This is a genomic window from Psychroserpens sp. Hel_I_66 (assembly GCF_000799465.1).
Taxonomy (GTDB): domain Bacteria; phylum Bacteroidota; class Bacteroidia; order Flavobacteriales; family Flavobacteriaceae; genus Psychroserpens.
This window is the reverse complement of sequence record NZ_JUGU01000001.1, coordinates 1,370,135-1,382,703: the sequence shown is the minus strand read 5'-3', so window position 1 is coordinate 1,382,703 and position 12,569 is coordinate 1,370,135. Positions and strand designations below refer to the sequence as shown.

Sequence of the window (12,569 nt, the reverse complement as noted above, 5' to 3'; positions counted from 1 at the left end):
ATTATTCGTAAAAATACAGAGATTTCTTAAAATATATTTATTCTGAAGCCCAAAAACTCTTAATTTTATAATTACTTCGGAAATTCTAAAATCATGAAATATTATATCTTTTGCATTTCAGTATTGATAGCCACTTTTTCTTTTTCCCAACCTTCGGAAGAAGAGGCAGTAGAACAAACCATAGAAACTTTTTTTGAAGGGTTCCATAAACAGGATGGTGCGATGGTGTTGAGTACTGTACATTCCGAAATTAAAATGCAGTCCATAAGCAGCAACAGCGACAATAAAACAGCTTTAACGACTTCCAGTTTTACGGATTTTTTAAGGTCTATAGCTTCAATTCCGAAGGAAAAAACATTTAAAGAAGAAATCTTAGATTACATCATCCAAATTGATGGCAATATGGCAAGCGTATGGACGCCTTATAATTTTTACTTAAACGGTAATTTTAGTCACTGTGGAGTGAATTCCTTTCAACTCTTTAAGGATAATGGCAAATGGAAGATTATTTACATAGTAGATACGAGGAGAAAAGAGTGCAGGGAAAACTAAGCTTAGTGCCTTTGTGAGAATATTAATCAATCTAGAATGTACGAGAAAGTCAATTATACTAAAGTCTCTAAGAATTCTAGTAAGTCTAATAATTCTAACAAATCTAAACAGTCTAGCAATCACTCAAATGCACACCAACAGCTAAACCACCTTCACTCGTTTCTTTGTACTTGGTATTCATGTCTTTTGCAGTTTCCCACATCGTTTGAACCACTTTGTCCAAGGGGACTTTGACATTTTTAGGATCTGTATCCAAAGCCAGTTCACAGGCATTGATGGCTTTTATCGCTCCCATAGCATTTCGCTCGATGCAGGGAATTTGAACCAAGCCTCCAATTGGGTCACAAGTCATACCGAGGTGGTGTTCCATCGCGATTTCCGCAGCAACAAGCACCTGCTCTGGTGTTCCGCCAGAAAGCTCACAAAGCGCTCCAGCTGCCATTGCAGATGACACGCCAATTTCAGCTTGACAGCCACCCATTGCAGCACTAATGGTAGCTCCCTTTTTAAAGATACTGCCTATTTCTCCTGCAACAAGTAAAAAACGCTTGATGTCCTCGAAATTGGCGTCGTGATTTTCTATCACCAAATAATACATTAAAACTGCAGGAATAACGCCTGCACTTCCATTGGTTGGTGCAGTAACTACACGACCAAGCGATGCATTAACTTCATTGACAGCCAATGCGAAGCAACTTACCCATTTTAGGATTTGTCTAAATTTAACTTCGGTGTTTCTAATAGAGTAGAGCCATTCTACAGGATTTGAGTAGGGTACATCTCCTTTTAGTTTTTGATGCATATCATAAGCTCGACGCCTTACGTTGAGACCGCCAGGAAGATTACCTTCTGTATGGCAGCCAACGTACATGCATTCTAACATCGTATCCCAAATGCGTTGAATTTCAGAATCTATTGTTTCTATAGGTCGTATGGATTTTTCGTTCTCCAATACCACACCAGAAATTGGAAGTTTTAACTGCTCACAATATTGTAAAAGTTTGACACCATTTTCAACCGGATAAGGAAAGGTGCAGTAAAATATAATTTTATTTTTTTTTGAGATCTTTCGTTCTTCTTGCACCACAAATCCTCCACCAATAGAATAGTAGGTTGATTTGTAACGTCGTCCATTTATGGTTGCAGAGAATGTAAGTGCATTGGCATGAAAGGGTAAGAACTTTCTATTGAAAACAATATCTGTTTTAATATCAAATGAAATAGGTCTCTCATTATTAAACAATAGCGTATTGGAATTTTTGATAGATGCGATAATGACCTCAATAGATTCTACAGGAATATATTCTGGATCTGCACCACTCAATCCTAAAAGTATGGCATAATCTGTAGCATGCCCTTTACCGGTTAGTGATAAGGATCCATAAAGGTCTACAGAGATGTTTTCAACCTTATCAAATTTTTTATTGTCTTTAAGTTCTTTGATCCAACGTTCTGCAGCTCGCCAAGGTCCCAAAGTATGAGAACTCGATGGGCCAACACCAATTTTAAGCATGTCAAAGACAGAAATACACTCCATTTTACGTAATCGATTTAGTGGGTCAAATATATCAAATGTTAAGTGTAAAGTTTCAATTTTTGTGAAAATAAAAAAGCGTCTTCAAGATATTGAAGACGCTTTGAAAACCTCACTGAAGATTATTATTTGATAATAACTTTTAGGGTTTCTCCTGTGCTTGTCTTTAATACATACGTACCAATGCTCAAAGAAGGTAATTTTATATTAGATACTTCTTTTTCTGAAAGAATTTCACGTCCGTTAATATCAAAAAGACTTATGTCTACTGTTTGATTAAAAAATAGAGTTTGATTTGACGTTGCTGGATTTGGAAATATTTTGAAAGAGTTATCTACTTGGGTAAAAGTGTCTACACTTAATTTATCTTTTGTCAAGTTGTAAACACTTACGGTAGAGCTAACCTCATTGGACAGCACAATTAAACCTGAGCCTGTTGGGCTATTTGTAGGATCAATATAAATTATGCCTTCTGGTCCTAAATCACCACCTTCAGCATCACCCAAACTTCTATTGTTGACGTATTTTTCAAATACAGGATTCTCAGGATTAGTGATGTTATAGGTCATAAACCCACCAATTCGTTCTAACGTAATAAATGCGTAAAATTCGCCATATATTTCTGCTACTGTAATACCTTCTGGCTCAGGACCTTTATTGTCACTTCGATTTTTAAAGGTATTGTTGCTATTGCTTACATTAAATAGAACACCATATGTAGGATCTGCTGCTGTAATACGTTCAAAATCATCACCACTATCGTAAACAAGATTTCCCGTTGCAGTATTCCATATGCTGAAAGATCTTGAACCAAACGCATGAATTTCATCAAAATCACCATCGTTATCTGTATCACCTGTGGCATTAGTGATAGAAAGTGCTCCTAAATTTGCCTCAAGTTCTAAAAGAGTAGCATTTGGAAAAATAGTCGCGTCTAGATTAAGATCGCCTATATTTACCTCTTCCTCTAAAGCATCGTATTCTCTGGCATCACCTTCATTTGCAGTAACTAGGTAGGTTGTACCTGCAACTTCATAAGAGGCGATGGCATCTGGCATGTACATGCCTTTGATTGGCCAATTTCCGAAGAAAATAAAATCGGTATCGTTTGATGTATCTAATGTGTTCTGCGGAAGATTATGATCTTTCAAGCCTAACGGAAGAATATTTGTAACGGTATTGCTCAATAAATCTACCACAGCGATTGCATTGTTTTCTTGAAGTGAAACCCAAGCAGTTTGTGAATTTGCTGAAAAGGTAATATACTCTGGTTCTAAATCTTGCGAAACGGAAGATCCTGGTCCAAAAATACGAACATCTTGTGCCTGTAAACTTGCCTTATCTCCATCAAATGCATTAAAATTAATGCTAGTGACATTTGCTTGAGTGATATCTCCCAAGCCTCCAGTGATATCTATTACGCTTATGCTACCTTCTGGATCTATAGAGTAATCTGAGTTTGGCTGACCTTCATTGGCAACCAATACCTTTGTGCCATCTGGTGTAAATGCTACCATATCTGGCAGATTGCCAACAGTGACACTCGACATATTGTTTCCGTCAAGATCCATAAAAACAATCACGCCATCTGCTGTTGTTCCATTAGAAACTGCTGCGACTACCAATCCGTTATTGGTGGCAACACTTGTTGGTCCATCAGACCCTAAAGCCGAAAGATCAATAGATGATATTGTAGTAATAGCTGTCACATCTGAAAAATCTAAAATCTCAACCGTTTTTCCAATCGAGTTCAAAACGAATAAACGTTCACTTTTTGGATCATGAGCAGAAATTTCTGCAGATCCAGATCCATCAACCAAATAACTAGTTTCGTAAGTAATGCCCAATACATCTGTTGCTGTTGGGATCATCGTATCATTATCTAAAATATAGATGCCTGCGATTTCGTTACTGCCAATATTTGCATTTTCAGGATTTAAAATTTGTAACAAAAATAATTCATCAGTTTCGGCATTGCCATCATCAACAATTGGTATGTTTATTTCAATTGGCTCATTACTATTTGCAGGAATTGTATACGTTTGATTATTAAACGTAAAATCGCTTGTTTGTGACGCAGTAATCAAATCGGTTACCAAAGAAACATCAAAACTGATATCGTTTGTGGTTGCGGAAGAAACTTCAACAATTATATTTATAAAACCGCCATCTTCGGAAATATTATAAGTTGCTTCAGCAAAACTAATTTGTGGGACCACATTGACGTTTGGAACAAATGTGCCTGGAGACGCAAACACATTATCACCAAGAGATTGACCAACAAGATTAGTTGCAGGTGCCCAATTTGTACCCTCATTAAAATCGCCATTTGGATTTTGTAGTTCTAGAGATGGTCCATCACCATCAGCCTCAGTTGGCCAAGGAGCATCGTCGCTGTATTCCATTTCGAAGATAACGGTTTGTTCAGAATTTAAAATCTGTAATACTTCGCCACCATTTCCTAAAGCGTTAGAAATACCTTGAGGTAAATCTAAAAATGTGACACCATAAAAAGCATCTGCTGTAGTTTTATCTGTTGCTAAGAGAACAATTTCTCCAGATAATAATGTTTGCGCAGGAAATGTAAAAATGAAATTGCTCTCATCTCTTATTTGTATTCCACCAAGTTCTATAGAAGTCGTACCGTTATTGAAAACTTCAATAAACTCTAAAGCGTTAGAGTCATCTGATGGAGCATTGTACATAATCTCTGTAATAATCAAACCCGAACTTGTGTTATTGAAAAAGAGCTCATCGCTAGTAAATGCTGGATTTTGAATATTGCCAGACGTATCAGCCATATCACTCACGCTAATCGTATATGCAGTTCCAGCAGTAAATCCAGAATGAGATAAAGTAGCAGTTTGATTTACATTATTATATGTAATAGAATTTATTGTAACGCCATTATCTATACTATAATTTGAAATATTCTCTGCTGAAGTTTGAATGATTTCTTCGGAAAAAACAACAGCAAGTGTTGTAGAGCTTGTCACGATAACATTAGTTACAGAAGGTGTGGTGAGATCGGTTGTTGAAATTAAAAATTCAGTTGTATCAAATGGCACGTCTGGTGCTATTCCGTCATTATGGTCATCTTCATCAGAATCTTGAAAATCATAATTAGAAAGATTGTTTAGCGCAATTAAATAACCGTTAGGTTGAAGTCCATTTCTTGGACCATTATATACACCAATATCTGTGCCTTCAGGATAAGTAATAGCAGTTGTGCCAATATTTAAACCAGTATTACTAAGATCTCCATATCCAGAAGTAGAATTTGAGATTGCTGCAATAAATGTTGTTGGTGTATCAATATCTACACCTTGAAAAGCGAAAATAGCTTCACTTCCAGATGAAAGTCCGCCAGGAGAACCAGCAATTGTTCCAAAAGAAACAGTTGGGATGTGACTAATTGTGTAAAAAGTAATAATTGTTCCTGCAGGAATGATGTTGGCTCCTGTTTGCCATTCGTAGCTTGCTTCTCCAGAATTGAATTCGGTTCCAGTCCATTCTTTGTCAGAAAAATAGATACTAGTATTTGCTGGAATATCTACAAAGGTAACCATTGCAAAATCGTCGTCACCATCTGCATTAAATGCGATGAATGCCATATCTCCCGTATTAAGCTGGGCGTTTAAGAGATTGGAAATAAAAATAATAGAAATAAGTAATAGTTTTTTCATAATATAAAGTTGGATTAATTTTTAAGCAAGGTATTGCCCCAACGTATTAAGAAAACTATTTAAATATTAAGAAATTATAACTAAAAATCATCATATCGTCCAAAAGAAGAACTCAATGTTAAGAAATCTATTATTTTGATAAACTTGAGCTAACAATTTGATAACTGAAACATGTAATAAGATAATGAATGCTTAGTTCCCGAAGGATTAAAATAAAAAAAAAAGCCTGAAAATTAATTCAGGCTCTCTAAAGTGTAATGATAACGATTATTGTACATGTTTCATGACCTCTGTGAAATCATTAATATCAAGATTGTTACTGTTTACAAAGTCTACAGGTAGTATTACGGTTCTAAAGGTTTGATCTAATCGATCACCATCTAAAAGTGTATTAAAATCGAAAGTTGAAGGTGCTTCAATATAATAAGTGACAAAATCAAAATTATGTTCAAAGTTATATTTAAACTCGCCACCGTCATCAGTATAAACGGTTTCTGGCAATAATCTCCAGATGTCAAAACCTCCAGATTGACCTACCAATCGATATACTAAAACCATATCGGATTCAAATAATTCAATATCAAGAGGTATTTCTACAGTTTCTTGATAATTGTTAGTTGATGTAAAATTTATGGTGCTCTCAAAAGATTGACCGACAAAATTGACACCATTTTGGCCATCAAACCCATCAAAACCAGGAGGTCCTTGAGGTCCTTCGCAAGAGGTTAATAGTAACAAAGCAACTACAGGAATTAAGTAAAATATACGTTTCATATTGTTAAGTTTTTTTTACAAGGTATCAAATGATATACCAAACACAGAAAAACTGATATATTTTATCAAAATAAAATTCTGACATCATGTCATATTTTTTGTCATGGCATAAAGATTGACATATAGAAGATGAAAATAAAATGAACATAACATTTCCGAAGTAAAAGGAAATATATAAAAACAAATATAATTATGAGTAAGATTATTGGAATCGATTTAGGAACTACCAACTCTTGCGTTTCTGTAATGGAAGGTAACGAGCCAGTAGTTATCCCTAATGCTGAAGGTAAAAGAACAACACCATCAGTGATCGCCTTTGTAGAAGGTGGTGAAATTAAAGTTGGAGATCCAGCAAAAAGACAAGCAGTAACTAACCCAACAAAAACAGTTTATTCAATTAAGCGCTTTATGGGTAATAAGTATTCTGAATCTAAAAAAGAAGCAGAACGTGTACCGTATAAAGTGGTAAAAGGTGATAACGATACACCACGAGTAGATGTGGATGGTCGTTTGTATACGCCTCAAGAATTATCGGCAATGATTCTTCAAAAAATGAAGAAAACAGCTGAAGATTATTTAGGCACCTCTGTAACTGAAGCAGTAATTACTGTACCAGCTTATTTTAATGACTCACAACGTCAAGCAACTAAAGAAGCAGGTGAAATTGCAGGTTTAAAAGTACGTCGTATTATCAACGAGCCCACTGCAGCAGCATTAGCTTATGGTATGGATAAAAAAGGTATTGACCAAAAAATCGTAGTTTTTGATTTTGGAGGTGGAACACATGATGTATCTATATTAGAACTAGGAGATGGGGTATTTGAAGTATTATCTACAGATGGTGACACGCACTTAGGTGGTGACGATGTAGATGAGAAAATCATTAACTGGTTGGCAGACGAATTTAATTCTGAAGAAGGTATTGATTTACGTAAAGACCCAATGGCTTTGCAACGTTTAAAGGAAGCTGCTGAAAAGGCGAAGATTGAATTATCATCTTCTGCACAAACAGAAATCAACTTACCATACGTTACAGCTACTGCTAGCGGACCAAAACACTTGGTACGTACATTAACACGTTCTAAATTTGAGCAGTTAATTGACGATTTAGTAAAACGTACAATCGAGCCTTGTGAAACTGCATTAAAAGCTGCAGGATTATCAAAAAGTGATATTGACGAGGTGATTTTAGTAGGTGGGTCAACACGTATTCCTGCAGTACAGGAAGCAGTTGAGAAGTTCTTCGGAAAAACGCCAAGCAAAGGAGTAAATCCAGATGAAGTAGTATCGTTAGGAGCTGCAATTCAAGGTGGAGTTTTAACTGGTGATGTAAAAGATGTATTGTTATTAGACGTTACACCTTTATCATTAGGTATCGAAACTATGGGTAACGTGATGACAAAATTAATTGAAGCGAATACAACCATTCCTACCAAGAAATCACAAGTATTCTCTACAGCAGCAGATAATCAGCCATCAGTAGAAATCCATGTATTACAAGGAGAACGTGCTATGGCAGCAGATAATAAAACAATTGGACGTTTCCATTTAGATGGTATTCCACCAGCACAGAGAGGTGTACCGCAAATTGAGGTGACCTTTGATATTGATGCAAATGGTATCATTAAAGTGTCTGCTACAGATAAAGCAACAAACAAATCTCAGGATATTCGTATTGAAGCATCTTCAGGGTTGACAGAAGAGGAGATTCAAAAAATGAAGCAAGAAGCAGAAGCTAACGCAGATGCAGATGCGAAAGCGAAAGAAACTGCAGATAAATTGAATCAAGCAGATGCTATGATTTTCCAAACGGAAAACCAGTTGAAGGAATTTGGTGATAAATTATCAGAAGATAAGAAAAAGCCAATCGAAGAAGCACTTGAAGAGTTGAAAAAAGCTTATGAAACTAAAGACGTGGCAGTAATAGAGCCAGCTTTAGAAAAAATAAACGAAGCTTGGAAAGTTGCAAGTGAAGAAATGTACAAGGCACAAGCAGATGCAGGTGGAGCACCACAAGGTGGACCAACAGATGCAGGAGCAGGTGCAAAAGGTCAAGCAGCTGGAGACGAAGGAAGCGACGTTGAAGATGTTGACTTTGAAGAAGTGAAATAAGCAGTTTTTTGATTCCGTACTAGATGCGTAATCTCATAAGAATAAATTATTTTAACATTAAAAAACGCAATCATTAATTTGGTTGCGTTTTTTTTTCTTCCGAAGAAAGAAATCTTAACACCATATTAATAGGTTGTCTTTTTTTCCGTTTGTATCTTTAGATAAATTAAAATAAATTAAAAACTATAACCGACTATGAAAGTAAAAGCATACGCAGCCAAAGAAGCAAAAGCAAAATTAGAAACATTTGAATATGAATTTCCAGAACTGGGAAAAGAACAGGTAGATATTAAAGTACACTATTGTGGATTATGTCACAGTGATTTGAGCATGATTAATAACGATTGGGGAAATGCAGAATACCCATTAATTCCAGGCCATGAAATTGTAGGAGAGGTAAAAGCATTAGGTAGTGAAGTAAAAGGACTAAAAGTTGGTGATAAAGTGGGAATGGGTTGGTACTCTGCATCTTGTATGCATTGTAACCAGTGTATGGACGGTAAACAGCATTTATGTAGTGATGCAGAAGGTACGATTGTTGGTCGCCATGGTGGATTTGCAGATCACGTTAGAGGTCACTGGTCTTGGGTTACAAAACTGCCAGAAGGAATTGATATGGCTAAAGCAGGTCCCTTATTTTGTGGAGGGATAACCGTTTTTAATCCAATCGTTTTATCTGGAGTGCAACCAACAGATAAAGTTGGTATTATAGGTATTGGAGGTTTAGGCCATATGGCCCTCAAGTTTTTAAGAGCTTGGGGTTGCGAGGTGACTGCTTTTACTTCTAGTAAGGATAAGACCGATGCGCTCAAAAAAATGGGAGCGCACCATGTAGTTGATTCTACAGATTCTAAGGACCTAGAAAAAATTGCAGGAAGTCTTGATTTTATTTTAAATACTACCAATGTGAAATTAGATTGGAATGCATTTTTAACCACATTGGCGCCACAAGGAAAACTACACACTGTTGGAGCAGTCTTAGAACCTATGGAAATTCCTGCATTTAGTATGATTGCTGGAGAGAAATCTGTTGGTGGAAGTCCGTTGGGAAGTATTGCACTCACCAGAAAAATGTTGGAATTTTGCGTGCGTCACGATATTTATCCAACGGTTGAAGAGTTTAAGATGGAAGATGTGAATAAAGCTATTAAGCATTTAGAAGATGGGAAAGCCCGTTTTAGAGTGGTTTTAAAAGCATAACTTAATTGCGTTAATTTTTAATTTGATAACACAAACGATGTCTCTCTTTTGTCAATATCTTTAAGTATTAATTAAAAACTTTATTATTATGAACGAAGATCAATTTAAAGGCAAGTGGAAACAAATAAAAGGTGATTTCAAAAAGAAATATGGAAAAATTACCGATGATGAGTACGCTGAAGCTGAAGGTAACATGGATAAACTTGCAGGTAAAATGCAAGAACGCTATGGCAAATCAAAAGAAGAAGTAAAAAAAGAGATTGATAACTGGTAGAATCCAATTTGAAATCTAAAAAGCGTTTCTAAATTTTATATTTAGAAACGCTTTTTTTTTGAGATAACATACCGTTTTCTATAAAATCGAATTAATTTGCAATCTATTAATTACAAGATAATTTCATGACATTTTCATTATCAATACCTACTAATTTAAAGCAAAATCGTCTCGCCATAAAACTCACTTCAAAAGGAGAGAATTACGTGCAACAAGGTCATCCTTGGGTGTTTTCAGATAGTATTGTAAAAATTAATGATGATGCGCAAACAGGTGATCTGGCTATTATCTTCGGAAAGCGAAAAAACGGAATGATTGGAATTGGCATATACGATGCAGACTCTCCAATTCGTATCAAAATGATTTATAGTCAGGATAAACCGACACAAATTGATGCAGATTTTTTTCTTCGGAAAATTAAAAAAGCACACCAAAAACGACTCTCGTTACTAAAAACCGAAACCACAAGTTACCGGTTGATATTTGGAGAGAATGACGGGTTTCCATCATTGATCGCAGATGTTTACAATTCTGTATTAGTCGTTAAATTATATTCTGAAATTTGGCTTCCATATCTTAATACAATTCTAGAAAGTTTGGTGGAAACATCAGGTTGCAAAACAGTAGTTATGAGATTGAGTCGAGGATTACAGCAATCCAACTCACATCAATTAAAAGACGGTGAAGTAGTTTATGGAAACTTAGAAAATGAAGTTGTTATGTTCAAAGAACATGGCGTTAATTTCTCTGCCAATGTAATCAAGGGTCATAAAACAGGCTATTTTTTAGACCATCGCGAAAATAGAAGGCAAGTAGGTTTGTTAAGTGAAAATAAAACAGTTTTAGACGTGTTTTCTTATGCTGGCGGATTCTCAGTACATGCTTTAGCCAATGGAGCCAGGGAAGTGACAAGTTTAGATATTAGTGAGCAAGCTTTAGAGATTGCAAAACAAAACGGAAACTTAAATGAATATCCTGGTACTCATTTTACTTTAGCTGGTGATGCGTTTAAAATATTGGAACAGCTCATTAAAGAAAAAAAGAAATTTGATGTTGTTGTTATTGATCCACCAAGTTTTGCAAAACAACAAACCGAAATTCAACTAGCCAAAAAAAAGTATGCCCAATTGGCAAGATTGGGAGAGCAATTGACAGCTAGAGAAGGCTTGTTGGTATTGGCTTCATGTTCATCTCGTGTACCTGCAACAGCTTTTTATGACGTCAATGAGCAGACTTTAATTTCTACAAAACGTTCATTTTCCGTAGAACAAAAAACACAACATGATATTGACCATCCCATTGGTTTTACAGAAGGAGCATATTTAAAATGTGGTTATTATAGATTTCATGATTAGTAAACTACTATGCATGCATAATATTTATTATATTTGTTCAACTCAATATAAAAAGTATGCAAACCAAACTCACTCAGCTACTCCAAATTAAATATCCAATGATACAGGCTCCTATGTTTTTGGTGTCTAATGTGGCAATGGTTACAGAGGCTATGAAATCTGGAATTGCAGGTTGTATTCCTGCTCTTAATTATAGAACTCTTGAAGAGTTACGGGCAGCAATTAGAGAGTTGAAAGCCAATAAAGTAGATGGAGGATCTTTTGGTTTTAATCTTATAGTGAACAAATCAAATATCAAATATAAAGGTCAGTTAGAGGTAATCTGTGAAGAAGGTTGTGATTTTATAATTACCTCACTAGGTAGTCCAGAAGAAACAATCAATCAAGCGCATGCTGTTGGTATTAAAGTGTTTTGTGACGTAACAGATTTACGTTTTGCGAAAAAGGTTGAGCAATTAGGTGCCGATGCTGCCATTGCAGTAAATAATGAAGCAGGAGGACATAGAGGTGGATTATCACCTCAAGACTTAACAAACTTATTGAGTAAAGAGTTACAAATCCCAGTGATCTCTGCTGGAGGTGTTGGTTGTAAAGCAGATCTTGATAAAATGTTGAGCTATGGAGCAGAAGGTGTTAGTGTTGGAAGTCCGTTTATTGCATCCATTGAAGCTGGAGTTACAGACGAGTACAAACAAGCGTGTATTGATTACGGTGAAAAGGATATAGTGATGACAGAGCGAATCTCTGGCACGCCATGTACAGTAATAAACACACCTTATGTTCAAAAGATAGGTACTAAAGCTACGTGGTTGGAAAATCTTCTTAACAAAAATAAGACACTTAAAAAATGGGTTAAAATGGTTCGTTTTTCAATAGGTATGAAAGCTACAGAGAATGCAGCTAAAAAAGCTACTTATAAAACCGTTTGGGTTGCAGGACCAAGTATTGAGCATACCAAAGAAATTCTTCCCGTTAAAGAAATTGTTGCTAATTTGGTAAATTAAATAATTTTAGCAATCTATATAAAATTTCATTCTCATATTTAGAGCTTCAATTATCGTTGTATTTTGACTTGTTTAATT

At 35.6% G+C, this 12,569-nt stretch carries 9 protein-coding genes; 6 read left to right on the top strand and 3 right to left on the bottom strand.

Translation table 11 applies throughout. From position 1 onward, the window contains the following. The first annotated feature begins 93 nt into the window (after positions 1–93). Positions 94–552, top strand: a complete 459-nt coding sequence (locus tag GQ40_RS06245) for a nuclear transport factor 2 family protein (protein WP_047546736.1) — start codon at positions 94–96, stop codon at positions 550–552. Positions 553–664: 112 nt separating this feature from the next. On the opposite strand, the gene GQ40_RS06240 is transcribed toward GQ40_RS06245, so the two are convergent. From GQ40_RS06240 to GQ40_RS06230, 3 genes are all read right to left on the bottom strand, one after another. Beyond that, positions 665–2,089 (bottom strand): L-serine ammonia-lyase, encoded by a 1,425-nt coding sequence (locus GQ40_RS06240; RefSeq protein WP_047546735.1) that lies wholly within the window; start codon positions 2,087–2,089, stop codon positions 665–667. 122 nt (positions 2,090–2,211) lie between these two features. Further along, positions 2,212–5,772, bottom strand: a complete 3,561-nt coding sequence (locus GQ40_RS17045) for a choice-of-anchor I family protein (RefSeq protein ID WP_052184163.1) — start codon at positions 5,770–5,772, stop codon at positions 2,212–2,214. Positions 5,773–6,039: 267 nt separating this feature from the next. After that, a complete protein-coding gene (locus GQ40_RS06230; protein WP_047546734.1) occupies positions 6,040–6,546 on the bottom strand; it encodes a hypothetical protein in 507 nt (168 codons plus the stop codon). 192 nt (positions 6,547–6,738) lie between these two features. On the opposite strand from GQ40_RS06230, the gene dnaK reads away from it, so the two are divergent. The 5 genes from dnaK (at position 6,739) to GQ40_RS06205 (ending at position 12,491) form a co-directional block, all read left to right on the top strand. Continuing rightward, positions 6,739–8,658: a molecular chaperone DnaK gene (dnaK, locus tag GQ40_RS06225; RefSeq protein WP_047546733.1), complete on the top strand. Its 1,920-nt coding sequence runs from the start codon at positions 6,739–6,741 to the stop codon at positions 8,656–8,658. Positions 8,659–8,853: 195 nt separating this feature from the next. Further along, positions 8,854–9,858, top strand: a complete 1,005-nt coding sequence (locus GQ40_RS06220) for an NAD(P)-dependent alcohol dehydrogenase (RefSeq protein WP_047546732.1) — start codon at positions 8,854–8,856, stop codon at positions 9,856–9,858. A gap of 88 nt (positions 9,859–9,946) precedes the next feature. Next, complete coding sequence (locus GQ40_RS06215) at positions 9,947–10,132, top strand: CsbD family protein (protein WP_047546730.1); 186 nt, start codon at positions 9,947–9,949, stop codon at positions 10,130–10,132. Positions 10,133–10,257: 125 nt separating this feature from the next. Continuing rightward, on the top strand, positions 10,258–11,487 hold the full coding sequence (locus tag GQ40_RS06210) for a class I SAM-dependent rRNA methyltransferase (protein WP_047546729.1): 1,230 nt from the start codon (positions 10,258–10,260) through the stop codon (positions 11,485–11,487). Between the two features lie 56 nt (positions 11,488–11,543). Continuing rightward, positions 11,544–12,491, top strand: a complete 948-nt coding sequence (locus GQ40_RS06205; RefSeq protein ID WP_047546727.1) for an NAD(P)H-dependent flavin oxidoreductase — start codon at positions 11,544–11,546, stop codon at positions 12,489–12,491. Positions 12,492–12,569: the final 78 nt, after the last annotated feature.

Bases quoted from the DNA above. Each gene is read 5' to 3' on its own strand.
- GQ40_RS06220 (WP_047546732.1), top strand. From the start codon at position 8,854: ATGAAAGTAAAAGCATACGCAGCCAAAGAAGCAAAAGCAAAATTAGAA.
- GQ40_RS17045 (WP_052184163.1), bottom strand. From the start codon at position 5,772: ATGAAAAAACTATTACTTATTTCTATTATTTTTATTTCCAATCTCTTA.
- GQ40_RS06240 (WP_047546735.1), bottom strand. From the start codon at position 2,089: ATGGAGTGTATTTCTGTCTTTGACATGCTTAAAATTGGTGTTGGCCCA.
- GQ40_RS06205 (WP_047546727.1), top strand. From the start codon at position 11,544: ATGCAAACCAAACTCACTCAGCTACTCCAAATTAAATATCCAATGATA.
- GQ40_RS06210 (WP_047546729.1), top strand. From the start codon at position 10,258: ATGACATTTTCATTATCAATACCTACTAATTTAAAGCAAAATCGTCTC.
- GQ40_RS06215 (WP_047546730.1), top strand. From the start codon at position 9,947: ATGAACGAAGATCAATTTAAAGGCAAGTGGAAACAAATAAAAGGTGAT.
- dnaK (WP_047546733.1), top strand. From the start codon at position 6,739: ATGAGTAAGATTATTGGAATCGATTTAGGAACTACCAACTCTTGCGTT.
- GQ40_RS06230 (WP_047546734.1), bottom strand. From the start codon at position 6,546: ATGAAACGTATATTTTACTTAATTCCTGTAGTTGCTTTGTTACTATTA.
- GQ40_RS06245 (WP_047546736.1), top strand. From the start codon at position 94: ATGAAATATTATATCTTTTGCATTTCAGTATTGATAGCCACTTTTTCT.